This window comes from Paraburkholderia sp. SIMBA_030 (assembly GCF_046535245.1).
GTDB lineage: Bacteria > Pseudomonadota > Gammaproteobacteria > Burkholderiales > Burkholderiaceae > Paraburkholderia.
Map to the genome: position 1 here is coordinate 457,318 of NZ_JAWRXB010000001.1, position 20,072 is coordinate 477,389.

Here is a 20,072-nt window from a genome sequence, read left to right on the forward strand (position 1 = left end):
CCCAGCAGCCGTTATTCGTTTCCCGTTCTAACGGGATGCCCGTTGACTAACGGCCCTCAGGCCTCCAGTTCTGAGTGGCGCGTGGCCAGATCGAGTGCCTGCTTCAGCGCCTCGAGCATGCTGCCTTCGTCGGCGATGCCCTTGCCGGCGATATCGAACGCGGTGCCGTGATCGACCGAGGTGCGGATCACCGGCAGCCCGACCGTCACGTTCACGCCGGCCTCCAGTCCCATCACCTTCACCGGCCCGTGCCCCTGGTCGTGGTACATCGCGACCACCACGTCGAAGTCGCCGCGGCCGGCGCGGAAGAACAGCGTGTCCGCGGGCAACGGGCCTTCCACGTCCCAGCCGCGCGCCTGCACTACCTTGACGGCGGGAATGATCTTTTCCTCTTCCTCGCCGTAGCCGAACAGGCCGTTTTCGCCCGCATGCGGATTGATCCCGCACACGCCGATGCGCGGATTGTCGATGCCCGCGCGCACCAGCGTGTCATGCGCGCGCTCGATGGTCCGTTGTACGAGCCCGGGTTCGATGCGGCGAATCGCGTCGAGCAGGCCGATGTGGGTGGTGACGTGAATCACGCGCAGCTTCGGTGCGACGAGCATCATCGAGACTTCGTCGATGCCGGTGAGATGCGCGAGCATTTCGGTGTGGCCCGGAAAAATGTGGCCGCCGGCGTGCAGCGCTTCCTTGTTCAGCGGCGCGGTGCAGATCGCGTCGAGTTCGCCGGCCGAGGTCAATTTGACGGTGCGCGCGATGTACTGATACGCGGCGTCGCCCGCAATCGCGGAGAGCTTGCCGTACGGCAGATCGGCGGGAATCAGGCCGAGGTCGATGCAGTCCACCACGCCGCATTCGAAGCCGGCATCCGCCGGGCTCGTGATCGAGCGCACGTCGAGCGAGACGCCCGCGCGCTGGCCCGCGTCGCGCAGACGCGCGGCGTCGCCGATCACGAGCGGACGGCATTGCTCGTAGACCGACGCGTGCGCCAGCGCCTTCATGACGATTTCCGGGCCGACGCCGGCAGCATCGCCCATGGTGATGCCGATAACTGGACGATAGGTCATTGTGGTCAGTCCTTTGATGATGGCCGCGCTGGGCCGGGCCTTGGGTTGGACGCCGGCGAGTTTTCGCCAGGCCAGATTGAGCGTGTCCGGATGGCCGAAGCCACCCGCTTTGGTGACGACGTGAAGACGGCGTCCGTTATGGACGGCATGCAGCAGCGGCACACCGCTTTCGATTTCCTCGACGACGCGCAGCTCGCCGATGCCCGCTGCGGACAGCAGCGCACGCGCCGTTTCTCCGCCGGTGGCGACCACGCCGCCGGCGTACCGCAGTGCGGGAACCAGAAGCGCGGCGAGACGCTGACAGAACAGCAGGCCGTCGGCCACGCTGGTGCGATCGGTCTGGCTCAGCGAGACGAGCACATCGAGTCCTCGTTGCAACGCCGCGCTCACGTCGGTGGTGAACTGCGCGTGCGCTGGCTCTGTATTACGCAACGTCAACGGATCGATTTCGAACGACGCTAGCGCCTCGCCCGCTTCCGTCCTGAGTCGTGCGACTTGCGCATGCGAGACGCTCGACATGCTGCCGACGACGGCCAGTACGGGTTTGTTCGGCTCCTGAGCCGCCGCCCTGGTATCGGTAGCGAGATCAGTGACATCGCCAAGATTCAAAGCCTGCATCAGATCGCGAGCGAGACCGGCCGAGCCGACCCAGAACACGCCATGCAGCGACGCGGAAGCGTGCGCGATGCGCCGCAGGTCGTCGTCCGTTTCGCTGTCGCATACGACCGCGTGAACGCCCGCCTGCTGCATCGAATGGAGCCGCGCCGACAAGTCTGCCTGATCCGAGCGCACGTCCGCCAGAGACAAGGTTTCGGTCCGCACGTCGTATTGCGCGAGCATCGACGGAATTGCAGCCTCGCCGGCAATGCCCTCGTTGCGCCATACTTCGGTCTGCTCTACCGGTACGCCGTTCAGCCATTGACGGCCGTCGCGCGTGGTGCGTCCCGCTGCGGGAAATGCCGGCGCCACGATAGCCATGCCCGCCAACGGGATCAGCGCCGCGACTTCGGCTGCGACGTTGCCGCGCAGCGTCGAATCGATCTTCTTATAGAGCCGTGTATCCGCATGACCGAGTTCGCGCCACACCTGGATGTTCGCGCGTGCCGCGGCTTCGGCACCGAGCCGGCGCGAGTCGGCATCGACGGCGAGAACATCGATGTCTCGCGTGACATCAGCCTCACCGCCCTCGCCCGCCAACTTAGGCATGCGTGCGTCGAGCACGACGACACTGCGCAGACCCAGGCGCGAGCCGGTCACGGCGCAATCGGCCGTGCCCGACAGATCGTCGCCGATGATGAGCAGGCGCGGCTCACGGGTGCGTTTCATGGCAGCAGGCGGCGATAGATCGCCTTCATGTCGTCGAGGGACAGCGGCTTCGGGTTGTTGCCGAGCAGCCGTTTGACTTTTGCCGCCGCGACGGCGAGCGCGTCGAGATCGTCTTCGCTCACGCCGAACTTGCGCAGGTCCTGCGGGATGTCCACAGCCGCGGTCCATTGGTCTATGCGCTCGATCAGCTTCGTGGCGGCCGCCAGATCATCGTCAGCCGATGTAGCCAGCGATAGCGCGCGCGCCACGTCGGCGAGACGGCCGGCGCAGGCATCCATGTTAAACGCCATCACATGCGGCAACAGCATTGCGTTCGCCACGCCGTGCGTGATGTTGAACATGCCACCGAGCGGATACGCGAGCGCATGGACCGCTGCGGTCCCGGCCGCCGTCAGCGCCAGTCCGCCGTACATCGAACCGAGCATCATCGCTTCGCGCGCCTTGATCGACTCGCCGTGCTCGTACGCTTCGATGATGTTCGCGCCGATCAGCCGCATCGACTCCATCGCGAATATGTCGCTGATCGGATTGGCCTTCGTCGAAATGTACGATTCGAGCGAGTGAACGAAAGCGTCCATGCCGGTGGCGGCCGTGATCGCCTTGGGCAACTTCAGCGTGAGCGCTGCGTCGAGAATGACGAGTTGCGGCAACAGATGACGGCTCACGATGCCGACCTTCAACTCTTCGTCGGGTAGCGTGACGATCGCGTTCGGCGTCACTTCGGAACCCGTGCCCGCCGTGGTTGGCACGAGAATCAGCGGCACGCCCGGCTTCGCGATCAGATCGATGCCGAGCCATTCACGCAACGGCTGTTCGTTGGTCAGACGCACGGCGAACAGCTTGGCCGCGTCGAGCACGCTGCCGCCGCCGATCGACAGGATCGCGTGCGGCGCGAACGGCGCAATCTGTTCGCTGAACACACTTTCCACGTTGCCGATGGTCGGCTCCGGTTCGACGTCGCGCACGATCAGCACTTCAATGTCTTTGGATGCAAGGCTCGCGATCACGCGGTCGATCACGCCGAGCGCTTCCATCGCCGGCTGCGTAATCAGTGCAATGCGTTTGACCGGCGTATCGAGCAGTGAGAGCTTGTCGGCGAGAAGGTCGAGGCTGTGTGCGCCATGCACGATGTGCTTGACAGTCTGGAAGTGATAGGTCGTGGCCATGGCAATGTGTCTTGAACTGTGAATGAGGTACGGACTGGCGAGAGGGCGAGCTTTAACGCGTGTCGCGCTTTAACGCGTGTCGCGATACGCCGAGAGCGCCTGTTCAAGACGGGCGCGAGCGTTCGCGTCGAGCGGTTGCGCGGGAGCGCGCGCCGGACCCGCCGGCATGCCGAGCATTTCCGCGGCGGTCTTCAGCACGACCGGCATGGTGCCGAGCGGGAAGGCGTCGCGCAGCGCGCGCAACGACTCCTGCGCGTTGCGCGCGGCCGCGATGTCGCCGGCCTGAAAGTGCTTCCAGATCGACGTGACAACGTGGGGCACCGCGTTGGTGGTTGCGGCCACCGCGCCGTCGCCGCCCGCGATCAGCGTCCACAGGATCATCGAATCCGTGCCGGTGAAGACGGCGAAATCGTCGCGGCGCAGATTGATCAGTTGCAGCAGACGATCGAAGTCGCCGCCGCTGTCCTTGATGCCGCGAATGTTCGGAATCTCCGCGAGGCGCCGCACCGTGTCCACATTCAGCGTGACGCCGGCCTTTGCGGGAATCGTATAGAGCATCACCGGCAGCGTGGTTGCGCGCGCGATCCGCTCGTAGTGCGTGAACAGCTCCTGCTGGGTCGCGCCGTTGAAATACGGCGTGATCACCGACACGGCATCCACGCCCACGTCGAGCATCTTGCTGTTCAGATCGATCACGTCGCGCGTGGCGTATGCGCCCGTTCCCGCAATCACCGGCACACGCGAGCGCGCCTGATCGACCGCGATCTTCGCGATGCGCAACTTCTCCGCTTCGTTCAGGGCGATGAATTCGCCGTTGGTGCCGAGCACGAACAGCGCATGCACGCCGGATTCGATCAGGCGTTCGATCAGCGTGCGCAAGCCCGCTTCGTCCACCTCTTCGGTTGCCGTCATCGGCGTGATGAGTGCGGGAATGATCCCTTTGAACAAGACTGTCATGCTCCACTCCACTTCCACGACGGAAGGCGTTGAAGCCTTCCTGTTAGATCAGATTGATCGAAACGCTCAGAACTTGTGCCGCAAGCCGAGTGCCGCGACGAACTGATGCGAGGTGCTCGACGCCGTGATCGGCCACAACGCCGCCGTCGCCGCGCGGCCCGTCGAATCGATGCCGCTCGCGGCTTGCCAGCCGGTGGTCAGATACACGTCGGTGCGTTTGGACAGAAAGTAGTCGGCGCCCGCGTTCACCTGGTTATAGTGCGCGTCGCCCGCGCCGTGCGTGCGGGTGTAGTTGTAGGCCACGCCGAGCAGCGTGGCCGGCGTCAACTGGTAGCGGAAATTTGCTTCGACGTTGTCGAAGGTCGCCGTGTCGCCGGCAAAACGCGCGACCGGTGCGGAGGCCGCGCCCGAACCCAGATCCTTGAACTTTGAGTTCGAATAGATCAGGCCGAACGTCGCCGCGCCGAAGCTGTACGCGCCGCCCAGCGCGGCGATCTGCAAGGTCCGCGCGGACGCATAGCCCGAATAGATCGGCGTGTTGTTCGGCGAAATCGCCGCCGCGCCAGCCGTGCCGTCGAAGAGTGCCGTATTCGGCGTGGTGGCGTTCATATACGACGCCGCGACCACGAACGGGCCGCTTGCGTAGGTGGCGCCGAGCCCCCACACACGATTGTTGGCGAAGTCGCCGGCCGTGCCGCCGAAGCTGTATAAGCCGCTGAAGCGGAAGCCCCCGTAGTCGTTGCTGGTGAACTTGACGCTGTTGCTGATCCGCTCGTTCACGTAAAGGTTGTCCGTATTTCCCGGATGCGCGCCGATGCCGCCGGCCCATTGATTCGCCGCCGTCAACGCACCCACGAAGTCCGCGGAGGTATCGTTCTGCCGACCCGCCGTCACCTTGCCAAAACCGCCGCTCAAGCCCACATAAGCGGCGCGACCGAACTCGCGGCCGTTCTGGCCGAGCGTGCCCGTCGTGCTGCTGAAGCCGTTTTCAAGGACGAACAGCGCACTGAGGCCTCCGCCCAGAGCCTCCTGACCGCGCAATCCCCAACGGCTGCCGGACAATGTGCCGCTGGACATCTGGATGTTCGAGTGGCCTTTCTGGCTGTTGGTGTAAACGAGCGCGGTGTCGATCAAGCCATACAGTGTGACGCTGCTTTGCGCCTGCGCGGTGGTCGTGGCGGCGCCAAGCACGCCCAAAGTGGCCAGGACCTGGAAGGAACGGTTTTTCAATGATGTCTCCGTGATTTTTCTTGATGGCACGCCGTGGCACTCGGGCCACGTTGAGACGGTCGGTTGGTTTGAAAGTGATTGCCCCGATCAAACTAACGACCGTTTCGATCAATATAATGACCGAAACGGTCGGTTGCAAGTGTTTTTTTCGATTCGATCACTTCGGTGATTGGATCGGTCAATTGCGAGGAAGGGGTTTCGCGAGTGCTCGCGCGGATCGCGAGCTGGCGAATTGCGCTGATTCTGCTGGCCATATCCGCAGCGGCGCTGCCCTTATTTGGTATCACCTCGGTTCCCACATTTTGCTGAGCGCGGCAGAGCAGTAACGCCGGATCTGTCAGGTCGCGTTGCCGTTTCCGTCACAGGCGCGTCATTGAGGCCGAGCCGATGGCTGCGCGTCCGGCGGCGGACTATCGCGAATTTGTCTAACACGAAGGCCGACGGCGCGTTTTGGCGCAAGGCGAACAAGCTAGCCGAAGCAGCCCGGCTGCCCCGGATAACGCAGGCTGTGGCGGACCAGACGCGGCGAGAACGCGAATGAGGTGCTGGCCGCGGCATGCCATTCAGTTCCGGTGGAACGTTGGCACTGAAGACCGACGCCGGTAGCGATAACCAAATTAGTTGAAATGTCGACACAACTTTAGTTGTGTTAGCGGTCATCCGGGGCTCGCGCAAGCAAAGTTGTTACTACCGCAGTGCGGGCAGGATTTCTCACGAAGACGCTTCCACAAAGACTTCAGCGCGCCACTCCCGTCAACAAATTTTGTTACCACTGTGCTGCCCGGCTGTAACTAAATTCGACGGCGATGTGCGAACGGGCATTTCCCGATTGCAGGATGACCTTGCCCGAGCAGGCGATGGGCGCCCCAGTACCGCGCATCGCAGTCAGGAATGAATTTTCCTTGTGCCCGGATTGCTGGTACCTATTTGGCGCGTGGTCATCACCTGCCGCGCAGGCGTAGGACCGATGGCCTCCGTGTAGCGTTTTCGCGACAATCCGAGGAAAATTCCAGCGTAGCTCCGTTGAGTACATTGATGAGTACACGGTTGACCTAACACGGAACAATCCTTCTTTCTTATCAATGCGCTAGCGATCCTATGAGAGTCCTCTCCTGGCACCAAAAAGCTATCCAGCGTAATATAAAGGAGTCCAATGTATCTGGAGAAATTTTTCAACTACGCTGAAGTTTTGTTTATTGCCGTCCAGAGTGGAACATGGCGAGCTGGATGCAGACGAGTATGTTTTTGAGCACATTCAAAGTTCGAGATCAGCAATGTACTCACCATACCCCTCGCCGTTGGTGAGGTGAAGGCGGCCCGGCCCAGGTCGAAGCCCTACTGCGTCGCCGACGGCGACGGTCTTGTTCTCTGGGTGACACCGGATGGCACCAAGTTCTGGCATTTCCGTTACCGCCTGCACGGCAAGCAACCCTGTATCTCAATGGGACGCTATGCGGACGGATGCTAGGCCACAATGCGCGACAAGCGACTTGTCGATCCTGCAACTGGGCTATCCGCTGCCTGAGGATGAAGAACTCGCTTGGGAGTTTTCTCGGCCGCAAGGTCGTCTAGGAAGTCCGCCCAGCATTGAACCATCTCGCGGCGCTGCTCGAAAAACGTCGCCCGGTCATAACTGTCACCCAGCTCCTCGTCTGAGCCGTGCGCAAGATGCCGCTCAATCACCTCGCGATCCCACCCAAGGCATTCCCGGATCAGCGTACGCGCCGACGCACGGAACCCATGCCCCGTGATCTGTTCTCGCGTGTCGTAACCAAGCGTGCGCAAAGCGCTGTTGATCGTGTTCTCGCTCATGTAACGCGAACCGTCCGAGCGCCGGGCCATGTTGCGAAACACGGGCCCCGATGGCCCGGTGAGCGGATAGATATCGCGCAGGATCTGCACGGCCTGCCTCGGCAGCGGAACCTGGTGCACAGGTGTGCGGCTGTCCCACTTTTTCCATTCCCGGATCTTCATCTTCTCCGGCGGACAACTCCAGACGGCCTTGTCGAGATCCATATCCTCCCAGTGGGCGAAGCGCAGTTGGCCGGGCCGCTGGAACACGAGGGGCGCCAGTTGCAATGCCGCCCGCGTGAGCACCTGTCCCTTATAGGCGCGGATGTCACGCATTAGTTGCCCGAGTTGCTCCGGATCGGTGATCGCCGCGTAGTGTCGCGCGCGCGGCGCAGGCAGACCGCCCGTGCGACTGTTGACGAAGTTCTGCACCGGCTCAAGGAGACCAATGTCGACCGCGTACTGGTAGACCTCCTGGACATAGCCCCTCACGCGCTGCGCGGTCTCGAAATGTCCGCGATCCCGAATGCGGTGCAGGCATCGCACGATTTCCGTCGGCGCAACGGACACCATCGGATGCCGGCCGGTCCATGGAAAAACATGCACTTCCAGTGCACGTATGACCTTGCCCGCGTAGTCTGCCGACCACTGCCGGTCCTTCCACGCCTGCGCGTGCCACGCTCGCGCGACCAGCTCGAATGTGTTCAGCCGCTGCACGCGTTCACGCTCCTGCGTCACGCGGCGATCCTGTTTCGGGTCAACACCGTTAGCCCGCTGTTCCATCAACGCCCGCGCCTTCTGGCGGGCAGCCGCGAGCGAGACGACCGGATAGCGGCCGAGGCCGAGCTTGATCTCCTTACCATCCTGCTTGTACCGATAGACCCACACCTTGCGGGTCGGACGCACTCGGAGGTACAGACCGTCCCCATCTGCGAGAAAGTATTCGGACGGCCGGTGCTGTGCGGCAAGGATCTGGCGGTCGGTCAGGAGGCCCATGGTGTACCCCAAAATGAATTTTTCGGATAATTCATTTTGGGGTACACCGCGGGGTACACGCAAACTGTGGATTCAGTCAGACGGGGCTAGACGTAAATTGACAGCAGAAAAGCAAAAAGCCTTGATTTCTCAAGGCTTTTTCGCTTTTGCCAGACTGTCCTGCACCACATCAGACTATCGATTGGTGGAGGTAAGCGGGATCGAACCGCTGACCTCTTGCATGCCATGCAAGCGCTCTCCCAGCTGAGCTATACCCCCTTGCAGAACAGAAACGGGATTTTAGAGGCCAAATCGCGCTTTGTAAATACCCTTTGAGCAGTTGCATGCGACTTTTTTCGCAAGCCGCATGCAAACCCCCTCATTGCACGCGCGAGCGCGCTCAGGCCAGCGCTTTTTCAATACGGCTCACGACGACATCGCGGCCGAACAGCATCAACACGCTATCGATCGACGGCGTGTGCGTCGTGCCCGCCACCAGCAGACGCACCGGCATCGCCAGTTGCGGCATCTTCAGCTTGTGCGCGCCGAGCGTGGCTTTCAACGCAGCGGCGATCGCTTCCCTGGTCCACTCCGCGGTCTTCAGCGCAGCGGCCAGATCGGCCAGCGCCGGACGCACTGCATCGGTGATGTGCTGCGCCAGCGCATCCGCTTCAGGTGCCGGTGTGCGATAGAACATCGCGGCATTCCCGGCGATTTCCTTCACTGTAGATGCGCGATCCTTCAGCAAGCCGACCACCGCCGTCAGATCGGCACCTTGCGCGATTGCGGCCTCGTCGATACCCAACTCGGCGAAGAACGGCCGTGCGAGGTCGGCGAGGCGCGCGTTGTCGGCTTCCTTGATGTAGTGCGCATTGAGCCAGTTCAGTTTGTCGTGGTCGTACTGAGCCGGCGATTTGCCGAGATGCTCGAGGTCGAACCATTCGACGAACTGCTCACGCGTGAAGATTTCCGCATCGCCGTGCGACCAACCCAGACGCGCCAGATAGTTGACCACTGCTTCCGGCAGATAACCGGCGTCGCGATACCCCATCACGCTCATCGCGCCATGGCGCTTGCTCATCTTTTCGCCCTGCTCGTTCAGCACGGTCGGCAAATGCGCGTACACCGGCGGCTCGGCGCCGAGCGCGCGCAAGATGTTGATCTGACGCGGCGTGTTGTTCACGTGATCGTCGCCGCGAATGACGTGCGTGATACGCATGTCGAGATCGTCCACCACCACGCAGAAGTTGTAGGTCGGCGTACCGTCCGGGCGCGCGATCACGAGGTCGTCGAGTTCTTCGTTAGAGATCTCGATGCGGCCCTTCACAGCATCGTCCCATGCGACCACGCCGGTGAGCGGATTACGGAAGCGCAGCACGGGTTCGACGCCCGCCGGCGGCTGCGGCAAGGTCTTGCCGGGCTCCGGGCGCCACGTGCCGTCATAACGCGGCTTTTCGCCGGCTTCACGTTGACGCTCGCGCAGCGCATCCAGTTCTTCTGTCGACATGTAGCACGGGTACACGAGCCCGGCGCCCTGCATCTGCTTGAGCACTTCACGATAACGATCCATGCGCTGCATCTGGTAGAACGGGCCTTCGTCGAAATCGAGGCCGAGCCACGCCATGCCTTCGAGAATGGCGTCGACCGATTCAGAAGTGGAGCGCTCGACGTCGGTGTCCTCGATCCGCAGCACGAAGGTCCCTTTCATCTTGCGCGCGAACGCCCACGGATAGAGCGCGGAGCGAATGTTGCCGAGGTGGATGAAGCCGGTGGGACTCGGTGCGAAGCGGGTACGAACGGAGGTGGTCATAAGCGGTTACTCGGAAGACGGGCGCCGGCGCCTGGCCAAACCTCGCCAGAAAAGCGCGGCAGCGGACCGCGTTCATGCGGCAGGCGGCGCCGTGCACGAACACGAAGGAAAAAACACAAGAGCCGAATTATACCTTCCGAAGCCATGTTAGCCGACCTCGTCCAGACGGCCGATTGCAGCGCACGATGCGCGCCCGGCGGCGCCTGAGGGCTTCCTCTGCAAGGTTTCATTACGGGCCCGCCGCGCGCCTGAAGCTTTGATTTATGATGTGCGCGCGCTGCCAGTCGGAGTAGCACCTGGAACCGCCGCGCAACACACGAACCGCGATCGCCGCCGGCGATCCCGTCCGTTTGGCTATCCGCCTGATCGCGGTACACGGTTACGCTGATTGCGTCGTCGCCTGTGCCGTTGCTGGAGAACTCGTTGAAACCGTCATCCCCCCGCCTCGCCCGCCGCCATTTCTCGCTTGCCGCCGCTTCGGCGGTGCTCGCCGCCTGCACCACGACAGGCGGAAAAACCGATAGCGCGCCGGTCGCCGCCACACCCACCGTAAGCATGCCGCCGCTCGACAAACCACTGCGGCCGATCCGCGTCGGCCTCGCGCTAGGCGGCGGCGCCGCGCGCGGCTTCGCGCACATCGGCGTCATCAAGGCGCTCGAGGCGCGCAACATCCAGGTCGACCTGGTGGCCGGCACCAGCGCCGGCTCGGTGGTCGGCGCGCTGTACGCGTCGGGGATGAACGGTTTTGCCCTGAACAAGCTCGCGCTGAGCATGGACGAAGCGTCGATCAGCGACTGGGCGATGCCGTTTCGCACACGCGGTTTTCTGCAAGGCATCGCGCTGCAAAACTACCTGAACACCACGCTCAACAACCTTCCGATCGAGAAGATGGCCAAGCCGCTAGGCATTGTCGCGACTGATTTGAAGACCGGCCAGCCAATCCTGTTTCAGCGCGGCAACACCGGTGTCGCCGTGCGCGCATCGTGCAGCGTGCCGTCGATTTTCGAGCCGGTGAAGATCGGCGGCCATGAATACGTCGACGGCGGCCTGGTGAGCCCGGTGCCCGCCTCGTTCGCGCGCAAAATGGGCGCGGACTTCGTGATCGCCGTCGATATCTCGCAGCGTCCTGAAAGCGGACTGACGGCCAGTTCGTTCGACGTGCTGATGCAGACCTTCACGATCATGGGCCAGACCATCAAGTCCTATGAACTTGACAAGTACGCCGATATCGTGATCCGGCCGAATCTCGCTGCCATGAGCGGCAGCGATTTTTCGCAACGTAACGCGGCGATTCTGGCGGGCGAGGAAGCAGTAGCAAAGATGATGCTGGAGTTGCAGCGCAAGCTGTCGGCGAGCCGCGCAGCGGTGTAACGCTCTTTGGCCGCCGCGTCGCCACATCGGCCGGCGCGGCGGCCGGTGGCGAGATGCGCGCAACCAGGGCGCCAAACGCAAAAAACCTGCCTCATTCGAGGCAGGCTTTTTTTCGCGCCGGTATTGCCGGCGCGTCAGATCAGTTATTGCCGCTGATCGTAGCGTTCACGCGCTTCTTCAGGTCCTCGCCGTCCTGATAGGACGTCTCGATCCGGCGTGCACCGGTGAAGCGCTTTTCCCAGTAGCCGCTATCCATATCGTCGACGCGGATCGTGCTGCCCGTGGAAGGCGAATGCACGAACTTGTTATCGCCGATGTAGATGCCGACGTGCGAGAACGTACGACGCATCGTGTTGAAGAACACCAGATCGCCCGGCTTGAGGTCGCTGACACGAACCTTTTCGCCGACGCGGCTCATTTCCTCGGCGCGGCGCGGCAGCGCCATACCAAGCGTGTCCTGGAACACGTAGCGAACGAAGCCGCTGCAATCGAGACCCGAATCGGGTGTATTGCCACCCCAACGGTAGCGAACGCCGATCATGTTCAGCGCGCCGACCACCACGTCGCCCGCTTTTCCGGCCATGCCGGACAGGAACGATTTGGCGCCGCCATTGCTGTCAGGAGCGGGCGATTGCGGATTCTGGAAGGACAGGGAATTCGACCCGCTAGAGGTCGAATATGAGGCATTCTGATTAAAATTGCTTACTTCGTCGGCGAACGCGCCGGGAGCTGCTGCCATCAAGACGCCAATGAACATCCCGGCGACGACGCGCGTGCAAGCCTGGGTAAGATTTCTGTGCCGCATTGGTCGGTATTTTTTGCCTAAAAATCAGTGGTCTACGGAAAAAAGTTTGGTCGATACTAGCCAGTAAGTATTCGTGTGTCAAAACAAATAGAAAAATACAATCGAGACACGCACCCAATTGGTGAAAGGGGTGAAAAATCAATGGCCGAGCGCCGCTTTCAGCAGCTTTCGAGTGTAAGGATGGGAGGGTGTCGCAAAAATCTGCTCAACCTCCCCGCTTTCAACGATTGAACCGTTTTGCATCACCGCCACACGGTGCGCCATCGCCCCGATCACGGCCAGGTCGTGGCTGATAAATACGAAGCCAAGGTTGTACTTGTGTTGCAACCCGGCGAGCAGTTTCAGCACTTGCTGCTGGATCGAAACGTCGAGCGCGCTGGTCGGTTCATCGAGGATCAGGATGCGCGGCTCCAGCACCAGCGCGCGCGCAATCGCGATCCGCTGCCGCTGGCCGCCGGAGAACTCATGGGGATAGCGGTACAGCACCGTGCGGTCGAGGCCCACCTCGCGCAGCACGGAAATCACCTTGTCGCGCCGCGCATCCTGGGTCATCTGCGGCCGATGCAGCGCGAGCCCTTCGCCGACGATCCGCTCGATGGTCTGGCGCGGCGAAAGCGAACTGAACGGATCCTGAAAGACCACCTGCATGTTCGAGCGCAAGGCGGTCTGTTCGGCGCCGCGATAGCTGCCGAGTGCTCTGCCCTGAAACTCGATCTCGCCATGAGCGGTGCGTTGCAGACCGAGCAGCGCCATCGCGAGCGTAGATTTCCCCGAACCCGACTCGCCGACAATCCCGAGCGTCTCCCCCTGGCGCACCGATACATTTGCATCCGCGACCGCGCGGAAGCGCCCTGCGCGAAACCAGCCGCTGAAACCCGGCAGTTTCGTTTTGAAATCGACCGAGACGCCGCAGGCTTCGAGCAGCACCGGTGAAATCGGCAGCACCGGCACCACCGTGCGTTCAGGCCGGCTCGCCAGCAGCCGCCGCGTGTAGGGATGCTGCGGCGACTCGAACACCTGCTCGACCGGCCCGCTCTCGACCAGCACGCCCCGTTCCATCACGGCGATGCGCTGCGCGAAGTGCCGCACCAGATTCAGGTCGTGCGTGATCAGCAGCACGGCCATGCCGCGCTTTTCCGCTTCGTCGCGTTGCAGTTCCAGCAGAAGGTCGACGATCTGCGCTCGGATCGTCACGTCGAGCGCGGTGGTCGGCTCGTCGGCAAGCAACAGGCGTGGGCGGCACGCCAGCGCCATTGCGATCATTGCGCGCTGCCGCTGGCCGCCCGAGAGTTGATGCGGATAGCTGTTCACGCGCTTGCCCGGCTCGGCGATGCCGGTGCGCCCCAGCAGCGCCACGGCGCGCTTGCGCGCCTCGCCGGCGGCCACGCCGTCGTGCACGACGATGGTCTCCGCAATCTGGTCGCCGATCGTGTAGAGCGGATTGAGCGCCGTCATCGGCTCCTGGAAGATCATCGCGATGTCCGAGCCGCGCATGCCGCGCATTTCGCGCTCGCTTTTGGCGAGCAGATCTTCGCCGTCGAAACGAATCGATCCACTCACCTGCGCATCGCTCAACAGACGCAAGATCGACAACGCGGTCACGCTCTTGCCCGAACCCGATTCGCCGACCAGCGCGACCCGCTCGCCGCGTTCGATCGCGAGCGTGACGTCGCTCACCGCGACGGTGTCGCCGAACGTCACATGCAGACGATCGAGTTCCAGCAGCGGCGAGCTCACGCCTTGCTGCGTTTTCTGCTCCACAGCGGCGCTCACTGATTGCCTCCGGCACGCATGGCATCGGAGATGCGGGTGTCGAGCGCGTTGCGCAGCGCGTCGCCCATGAAAGTCAGCAGCAACAGCATCGCGACCAGCACGCCGAAGGTCGACAACGAGATCCACCACGCGTCGAGATTCGCTTTGCCTTGCGCGAGCAGTTCACCGAGGCTCGGTGTCGGCGAGGGGACGCCCAAGCCGAGAAAATCGAGGCTCGTCAGCGCGAGAATCGCGCCGCTCATGCGGAACGGCAAGAACGTGATGACCGGCGTCAGGCTGTTGGGCAACACGTGCCGCCACATGATCTGCCAGTTCGACAGCCCCATCGCCCGCGCGGCACGCACATAGTCCTGTTGACGATTGCGCAGGAACTCCGCGCGCACGTAGTCGGACAAACCGATCCAGCCGAACAGCGACAGCAGCACGATCAGCAGAATAAAACCCGGCTCGAAAATCGACGTGAAAATGATCAGCAGGTAGAGCTCCGGCAATGCGCTCCAGATTTCGATCAGCCGCTGCCCGACGATATCGATACGTCCGCCGAAGTAACCCTGCACGGCGCCCGCCGCAATCCCGAGCACGGTGCCGATCAGCGTCAGCACCAGCGCGAACTCGACCGACACGCGAAAGCCATATAGCAGCCGTGCGAACAGGTCGCGGCCGCGGTCGTCGGTGCCGAGCCAGTTATCGCGCGACGGCGGCGCCGGGTTCGGCGCCTTCGAAAAGTAGTTCAGCGTGTCGTAGTAGTAGCGGTTCGGCGGATACAGCGCGAAGTTGCCGGGCGTGTCGAATCGATGCTTGATATACGGGTCGAGGTAATCTGCCGGCGTCGGGAAGTCACCGCCGAAAGTAGTCTCCGCGTAAGTCTTGAACATCGGGAAATACAACTGCCCCTCGTAGCGCACCACCAGCGGCTTGTCGTTCGACCACAGCGGTCCGGCAAGGCTCGCCGCGAACGCGACCACGAATACGATCAGACTCCAGTAGCCCAGACGCTGCTGGCGAAAGCGCTGCCACACACGGCGCGCGGGCGAAGGCGACACGAATGCGCGAACCGGTTCGGTACGCGGCGCCGTATCGGCCGGAAGGCGGGCTCGATTCATCAGCGCTCCAGTTGTTCGAATTGGATGCGGGGATCGACCCACACATAGCAAAGGTCGGAAATCAGCTTGGTGGCGAGGCCAATCAGCGTGAACAGATACAGCGTGCCGAGCACGACCGGATAGTCGCGCCGCACCACCGATTCGTAAGACAGCAGGCCGAGGCCGTCGAGCGAAAAGAGCGTCTCGATCAGCAGGCTGCCGGTGAAAAACGCGCCGATAAACGCCGCCGGAAAGCCGACGATCAGCGGCAGCAACGCATTGCGGAACACGTGCTTCCACAGCACGCGTTTCTCGGACAAGCCTTTCGCGCGCGCGGTCAGCACATACTGTTTGCGGATTTCGTCGAGAAAGGCGTTTTTCGTGAGCATCGTCACAACCGCGAAGCTGCCCACCACGGATGCCGTGATCGGCAACGTGATATGCCACAGGTAATCGACGATCTTGCCGCCGAGGCTCAGCTGCGCCCAATTGTCCGAGGTGAGATTGCGCAGCGGGAACAGTTGCAGGAAGGTGCCGCCGCCGAACAGCACGAGCAACAGCACGCCCAGCACGAAGCCCGGAATCGCGTAGCCGATCAGCACCACCAGACTCGTCGCGACGTCGAAGCGCGAGCCGTTGCGCACCGCTTTCGCGATGCCCAACGGCACCGATATCAGGTACGTGAGAAAGAAGGTCCATAAGCCGATACTAATCGACACCGGCAGCTTCGAGACGATCAACGACCATACACTTTGATGGCGAAAATAGCTCTGGCCGAGGTCGAACGTAGCGAAACGCTTTAGCATCAAGCCGTAGCGTTCGAGCGGCGGTTTGTCGAAACCGTACAGCGCCTTCAGTTGTGCGATCTGCTGCGCGTCGACGCCGTTATGCGCGCGCAGGCCGAACGGCGGGCCGCCCTCCGCGCCTTTGCGCAGTTCGTGCTGCATCTGCTCGACCGGGCCACCCGGCACGAACTGGATCACGACGAAAGTCAGCGTCAGCACGCCGAGCAAGGTCGGAATCATCAACAGCAGGCGTTTAAGGATGTAGCTCCACATGAGCGGCGTTTCCGGTGCGAAGGCAGTGAGTGAATGGACGTTTTAGCGCGGCTGCGCATACCACCACGTCGACGTGATCCAGCCTTCCGCTGAATAGTACAAGGGTAGCGTCTGCGGCCACGCGAGACCGCGCTTGAACGCGACCCGGTGCGTCGCGCTGTACCAGTGCGGAATCACATAGTAGCCATGCATCAGCACGCGGTCGAGCGCGTGCGTCGCGTCGACCAGTTGCTCGCGCGTCTGCGCATGCACGAGCGCATTCAGGATCGCGTCGACGGCCGGCGATTTCAGGCCGATCATGTTGTCCGAGCCGGGGGTGTCCGCGGACTTGCTGCCGAAGCGGTCGATCTGCTCCGAACCCGGCACCTGTACATCCGGCATGCGGATCGTGGTGGTGTCGAAATCGTAAGCGTCGAGACGCTTCTGATAGACCGCGAAATCGGATACGCGAAAGGTCGCGGCGATACCGAGCTTTTGCAGATTACGGATAAAGGTCGCGACGATCGGTTCCATCGATGAGGACGAGCCGGAATCGTCGAGGATCTCGAACTGGAACGGCTCGCCTTTGGCGTTACGCAACGCGCCGTCGCGGTAGGTCCAGCCGGCCTGTTGCAGCAAGGCACGCGCCTGGAGCAGATTGGCGCGCAGCGAGCCGGGCGGATCGGTGTCCGGTTGTTTCGGCGGCGGATCGAACACCGCCGGATCGAGTTTCGAACGCCATGGTTCGAGCAACGCCAACTCGCCCGGCGACGGCAGCCCCTTCGCCTGCAAATCGGTGTTGGCAAAGAAGCTGTCGATGCGCGTGTACTGATTGAAGAACAACTGGCGGTTCAGCCACTGAAAGTCGAGCGCGAGATCGAGCGCCTTGCGCACGCGCACATCCTGAAACAACGGCCGCCGTGTGTTCAGCATGAAGCCCTGCATGCCGGTGCCGTTGTGTTGCGCAAACTCGCGCTTGATCAACTCGCCGCTATCGAACTTCTTGCCGACGTCGCGCCGCACCCAATTGCGCGCGACATACTCGACAAGCGCGTCGTACTCGCCCGCTTTGAACGCCTCGAGCCGCGCCGTGCTATCCGAATACAGCTTGTAGACGATGCGCTCGAAGTTGTTCGTGCCGACCCGCACCGGCAACGCCGCGCCCCAATAATTCGGATCGCGCCGGTACGTGATCGTGCGGCCGTTGTCGTACTGCTCGATCAGATAAGGCCCGCTGCCGATCGGTTTTTCGAACGCCAGTTGATCGAACGCGATCCGGCTACCGTCCGGCTTCATCCCCCACTTGCGCGAGAACACCGGCATGCCGCCGGCCATCAGCGGCAGCTCGCGATTGCGCTGATGAAACTCGAAGCGGATCGTCTGCGGATCGATCACCACCGCACGCGTAATTTCGCCGAAGATTGCCGCGAATTGCGGTGCGGCTTGCGGGCTTTTCAACGTGTCGAGGGAAAACTTGACGTCGTCGGCGGTGACCGGATCGCCGTTCGAAAAGCGCGCGCGGGGGTTGATATGGAAGGTCGTCGACAGGCCGTCGGGCGCGATCTTGATGTCGTCGGCGAGCAGGCCATAGGCGGAGGCCACTTCGTCGCTGCTGCCGGTCGTCAGGCTTTCGAACAGCAGACTGACGCCCGGCGCGGTGTTGCCGCGCAGCGTGAACGGATTGAATTTATCGAAGCTGGTGAGGCGGCTCGGATTGGCCAGCACGAGCGTGCCGCCCTTCGGCGCATCCGGATTGACGTAGTCGAAGTGTTTGAACCCGGCCGGATATTTCGGCTCGCCATACTGGGCGATCGCATAGACCGCATGGGCCTGCGGCGCTGCGAGCAAGGTCCACGCGCTACATAGTGCAATGGCGAGCCTCACCTGGAACGAACGCGACACAACCGGTAAGCCGACACGCGAGAGCCTGTGAATCATGCTGCACCGAAGTGCACGAGACGCTTGAACCCATCGCGAGCCAGTTGTCATAGGGGCCTTGTTGGTCAGTGGGCGGTTGCAATGTGAGAGAATTCTACCTAATTAAATTCGCATAATCCGCACATGCGCGTCTGCGACGTGCGCGCCGCACCGACCTCATTAGGAGAATTCATGGGCTTCCTCGCTGGTAAACGAATCTTGCTGACCGGCCTGCTGTCGAACCGTTCGATTGCATACGGCATTGCGCAAGCCTGCAAGCGCGAAGGCGCCGAACTGGCGTTCACGTATGTCGGCGAGCGTTTCAAGGACCGCATCACCGAGTTCGCGACCGAATTCGGCAGCGACCTGGTGTTCCCGTGCGACGTCGCCGACGACGCGCAGATCGACGCCCTCTTCGCGTCGCTGAAACAACACTGGGACGGCCTCGACGGCCTCGTCCATTCGATCGGCTTTGCGCCGCGCGAAGCAATTGCCGGCGACTTCCTCGACGGCATGACGCGCGAAAATTTCCGCATCGCGCACGACATCTCCGCGTACAGCTTCCCGGCCCTCGCCAAAGCCGCGCAATCGATGCTGACGCCGACTGCGTCGCTGCTCACGCTGAGCTACCTCGGCGCCGAACGCGCGATCCCGAACTACAACACGATGGGGCTTGCCAAGGCATCGCTCGAAGCGAGCGTGCGTTATCTGGCCGTGTCGCTCGGCGCGAAGGGCGTGCGCGTAAACGGCATTTCGGCGGGCCCGATCAAGACGCTGGCCGCAAGCGGCATCAAGGGCTTCGGCAAGATTCTGGAATTCGTTGAAGGCAACGCACCGCTCAAGCGCAACGTGACGATCGAACAGGTCGGCAACACGGCGGCGTTCCTGCTGTCCGATCTGGCGGGCGGCGTGACGGCGGAAATCGTGCACGTCGACAGCGGCTTTAACGCCGTGGTCGGCGGCATGGCTGCCGTGGCCGAATAAATGTGCTTGCGTTGACACGAGTCGACGGCTTGGGGATCTCGTTCGGGCAATAAAAAACCGCCTTTTTCCAGGCGGTTTTTTTCGACTTGATTGCCGCCGCAGCGGCACCGGACTCGGCTCAGTGCCAGCCGCGACGGTTGTCGTAGTGGTCACGACCGTAGTCATAGCGGCCCGGCGGATGATGGCGATACCAGTCGTCGCGCGCCCAGTAGCGGCGGCCATCCCAATAGCGGTCGCCGTGCCAGCCGATCACGATTGCCGGGCCGCCGTAGTATACCGGCGCCGGTTGATAGACGACGGGCGGCGGCGGGGGCGGGGGCGGCGCATAGACCGGAGCCGGAGCGACGTAGACCGGCGCGGGAATGCCGATGTTGACACCGATGTTGAGCCCACCGGCCATTGCAGCACCTGACGCACCCAACGCGAAAACCCCGATCAGAAGTGGAACAAGACGAGCAGACTTCATTGATCACCCTTTTGGAGAATGTGTGTTGTTGGGCGAAATATAGCGCAACGCCACTTTCCGCGTATTTCAAGGCTGTAATAACTGATGCATAAGATTAATTGATGCATAAGATCGCACAGGTCACTGCACGGTTACGTCTCGTTACATCCGGCGTTCGACGAAGTGGCGCAAGCCGGCCCGCGGATCGAGTCGCGCGACGGCAATCCGGCGTGGGTGCAGTTCTGGGACGAGGTCGGCGCGTATCCCTCAGGACCGTCGCAATTCGTCGGCATGGTGGGGCTGCGTCACGCGTTCTGATGCCGATAACGGGTTGAA

17 protein-coding genes and 1 tRNA gene are annotated in these 20,072 nt (G+C 62.4%); 4 read left to right on the forward strand and 14 right to left on the reverse strand.

Annotation, left to right across the window (positions count from 1 at the left end; translation table 11 throughout):
• Positions 1–56 precede the first annotated feature (56 nt).
• From pdxA to SB772_RS02025, 5 genes are all read right to left on the reverse strand, one after another.
• A complete protein-coding gene (gene pdxA / locus SB772_RS02005) occupies positions 57–2,393 on the reverse strand; it encodes a 4-hydroxythreonine-4-phosphate dehydrogenase PdxA (RefSeq protein WP_410831603.1) in 2,337 nt (778 codons plus the stop codon).
• Positions 2,390–3,559, reverse strand: a complete 1,170-nt coding sequence (locus SB772_RS02010; protein WP_410831604.1) for an iron-containing alcohol dehydrogenase — start codon at positions 3,557–3,559, stop codon at positions 2,390–2,392. Before SB772_RS02010 ends, pdxA begins: the two co-directional genes overlap by 4 nt.
• A 69-nt stretch (positions 3,560–3,628) precedes the next feature.
• The gene (dapA, locus tag SB772_RS02015) at positions 3,629–4,516 is read right to left on the reverse strand and encodes a 4-hydroxy-tetrahydrodipicolinate synthase (RefSeq protein WP_410831605.1); all 888 of its coding nucleotides are present in this window, start codon (positions 4,514–4,516) and stop codon (positions 3,629–3,631) included.
• Positions 4,517–4,582: 66 nt separating this feature from the next.
• Entirely contained in the window at positions 4,583–5,746 is a 1,164-nt protein-coding gene (locus tag SB772_RS02020) for a porin (RefSeq protein ID WP_410831606.1), read from the reverse strand.
• Between the two features lie 92 nt (positions 5,747–5,838).
• Positions 5,839–6,045 (reverse strand): hypothetical protein, encoded by a 207-nt coding sequence (locus SB772_RS02025; protein ID WP_410831607.1) that lies wholly within the window; start codon positions 6,043–6,045, stop codon positions 5,839–5,841.
• 1,007 nt (positions 6,046–7,052) lie between these two features.
• On the opposite strand from SB772_RS02025, the gene SB772_RS02030 reads away from it, so the two are divergent.
• Entirely contained in the window at positions 7,053–7,214 is a 162-nt protein-coding gene (locus SB772_RS02030) for an Arm DNA-binding domain-containing protein (protein WP_410831608.1), read from the forward strand.
• Here SB772_RS02030 and SB772_RS02035 read toward each other — a convergent pair.
• From SB772_RS02035 to gltX, 3 genes are all read right to left on the reverse strand, one after another.
• A complete protein-coding gene (locus tag SB772_RS02035; protein ID WP_410831609.1) occupies positions 7,211–8,596 on the reverse strand; it encodes a tyrosine-type recombinase/integrase in 1,386 nt (461 codons plus the stop codon). The two genes, SB772_RS02030 and SB772_RS02035, sit on opposite strands and share 4 nt — an antisense overlap.
• A 119-nt stretch (positions 8,597–8,715) precedes the next feature.
• Positions 8,716–8,791, reverse strand: a tRNA-Ala gene (locus SB772_RS02040).
• Positions 8,792–8,912: 121 nt separating this feature from the next.
• Positions 8,913–10,322 (reverse strand): glutamate--tRNA ligase, encoded by a 1,410-nt coding sequence (gltX, locus tag SB772_RS02045; RefSeq protein WP_410831610.1) that lies wholly within the window; start codon positions 10,320–10,322, stop codon positions 8,913–8,915.
• A 423-nt stretch (positions 10,323–10,745) separates the two neighbouring features.
• Between gltX and SB772_RS02050 the strand changes: the two genes are divergently transcribed.
• Positions 10,746–11,693, forward strand: a complete 948-nt coding sequence (locus tag SB772_RS02050) for a patatin-like phospholipase family protein (RefSeq protein ID WP_410831611.1) — start codon at positions 10,746–10,748, stop codon at positions 11,691–11,693.
• A 139-nt stretch (positions 11,694–11,832) separates the two neighbouring features.
• On the opposite strand, the gene SB772_RS02055 is transcribed toward SB772_RS02050, so the two are convergent.
• From SB772_RS02055 to SB772_RS02075, 5 genes are all read right to left on the reverse strand, one after another.
• Positions 11,833–12,498, reverse strand: coding sequence for a C40 family peptidase (locus tag SB772_RS02055; protein ID WP_410831612.1), 666 nt, complete (start codon positions 12,496–12,498; stop codon positions 11,833–11,835).
• Positions 12,499–12,636: 138 nt separating this feature from the next.
• The gene (locus SB772_RS02060; RefSeq protein WP_410831613.1) at positions 12,637–14,271 is read right to left on the reverse strand and encodes an ABC transporter ATP-binding protein; all 1,635 of its coding nucleotides are present in this window, start codon (positions 14,269–14,271) and stop codon (positions 12,637–12,639) included.
• Complete coding sequence (locus tag SB772_RS02065; protein WP_410831614.1) at positions 14,268–15,374, reverse strand: ABC transporter permease; 1,107 nt, start codon at positions 15,372–15,374, stop codon at positions 14,268–14,270. Before SB772_RS02065 ends, SB772_RS02060 begins: the two co-directional genes overlap by 4 nt.
• On the reverse strand, positions 15,374–16,411 hold the full coding sequence (locus tag SB772_RS02070; RefSeq protein ID WP_410831615.1) for a microcin C ABC transporter permease YejB: 1,038 nt from the start codon (positions 16,409–16,411) through the stop codon (positions 15,374–15,376). The genes SB772_RS02065 and SB772_RS02070 overlap by 1 nt, the downstream gene beginning before the upstream one ends.
• A 42-nt stretch (positions 16,412–16,453) precedes the next feature.
• Positions 16,454–18,328, reverse strand: coding sequence for an extracellular solute-binding protein (locus tag SB772_RS02075; RefSeq protein ID WP_410831616.1), 1,875 nt, complete (start codon positions 18,326–18,328; stop codon positions 16,454–16,456).
• Between the two features lie 171 nt (positions 18,329–18,499).
• On the opposite strand from SB772_RS02075, the gene fabI reads away from it, so the two are divergent.
• Positions 18,500–19,291, forward strand: a complete 792-nt coding sequence (fabI, locus tag SB772_RS02080) for an enoyl-ACP reductase FabI (protein ID WP_410831617.1) — start codon at positions 18,500–18,502, stop codon at positions 19,289–19,291.
• 118 nt (positions 19,292–19,409) lie between these two features.
• Here the strand turns inward: fabI and SB772_RS02085 are convergent, their stop codons facing one another.
• Complete coding sequence (locus tag SB772_RS02085) at positions 19,410–19,757, reverse strand: hypothetical protein (protein ID WP_410831618.1); 348 nt, start codon at positions 19,755–19,757, stop codon at positions 19,410–19,412.
• Between the two features lie 162 nt (positions 19,758–19,919).
• Between SB772_RS02085 and SB772_RS02090 the strand changes: the two genes are divergently transcribed.
• Positions 19,920–20,054, forward strand: a complete 135-nt coding sequence (locus tag SB772_RS02090) for a hypothetical protein (protein WP_410831619.1) — start codon at positions 19,920–19,922, stop codon at positions 20,052–20,054.
• The last annotated feature ends 18 nt before the right edge of the window (positions 20,055–20,072 follow it).

What these genes read in the sequence shown, in the direction of transcription:
- pdxA (WP_410831603.1), bottom strand. Translation starts at nt 2,393, where the DNA reads ATGAAACGCACCCGTGAGCCGCGCCTGCTCATCATCGGCGACGATCTG.
- SB772_RS02010 (WP_410831604.1), bottom strand. Translation starts at nt 3,559, where the DNA reads ATGGCCACGACCTATCACTTCCAGACTGTCAAGCACATCGTGCATGGC.
- dapA (WP_410831605.1), bottom strand. Translation starts at nt 4,516, where the DNA reads ATGACAGTCTTGTTCAAAGGGATCATTCCCGCACTCATCACGCCGATG.
- gltX (WP_410831610.1), bottom strand. Translation starts at nt 10,322, where the DNA reads ATGACCACCTCCGTTCGTACCCGCTTCGCACCGAGTCCCACCGGCTTC.
- SB772_RS02055 (WP_410831612.1), bottom strand. Translation starts at nt 12,498, where the DNA reads ATGCGGCACAGAAATCTTACCCAGGCTTGCACGCGCGTCGTCGCCGGG.
- SB772_RS02065 (WP_410831614.1), bottom strand. Translation starts at nt 15,374, where the DNA reads ATGAATCGAGCCCGCCTTCCGGCCGATACGGCGCCGCGTACCGAACCG.
- SB772_RS02070 (WP_410831615.1), bottom strand. Translation starts at nt 16,411, where the DNA reads ATGTGGAGCTACATCCTTAAACGCCTGCTGTTGATGATTCCGACCTTG.
- SB772_RS02075 (WP_410831616.1), bottom strand. Translation starts at nt 18,328, where the DNA reads ATGATTCACAGGCTCTCGCGTGTCGGCTTACCGGTTGTGTCGCGTTCG.
- fabI (WP_410831617.1), top strand. Translation starts at nt 18,500, where the DNA reads ATGGGCTTCCTCGCTGGTAAACGAATCTTGCTGACCGGCCTGCTGTCG.
- SB772_RS02085 (WP_410831618.1), bottom strand. Translation starts at nt 19,757, where the DNA reads ATGAAGTCTGCTCGTCTTGTTCCACTTCTGATCGGGGTTTTCGCGTTG.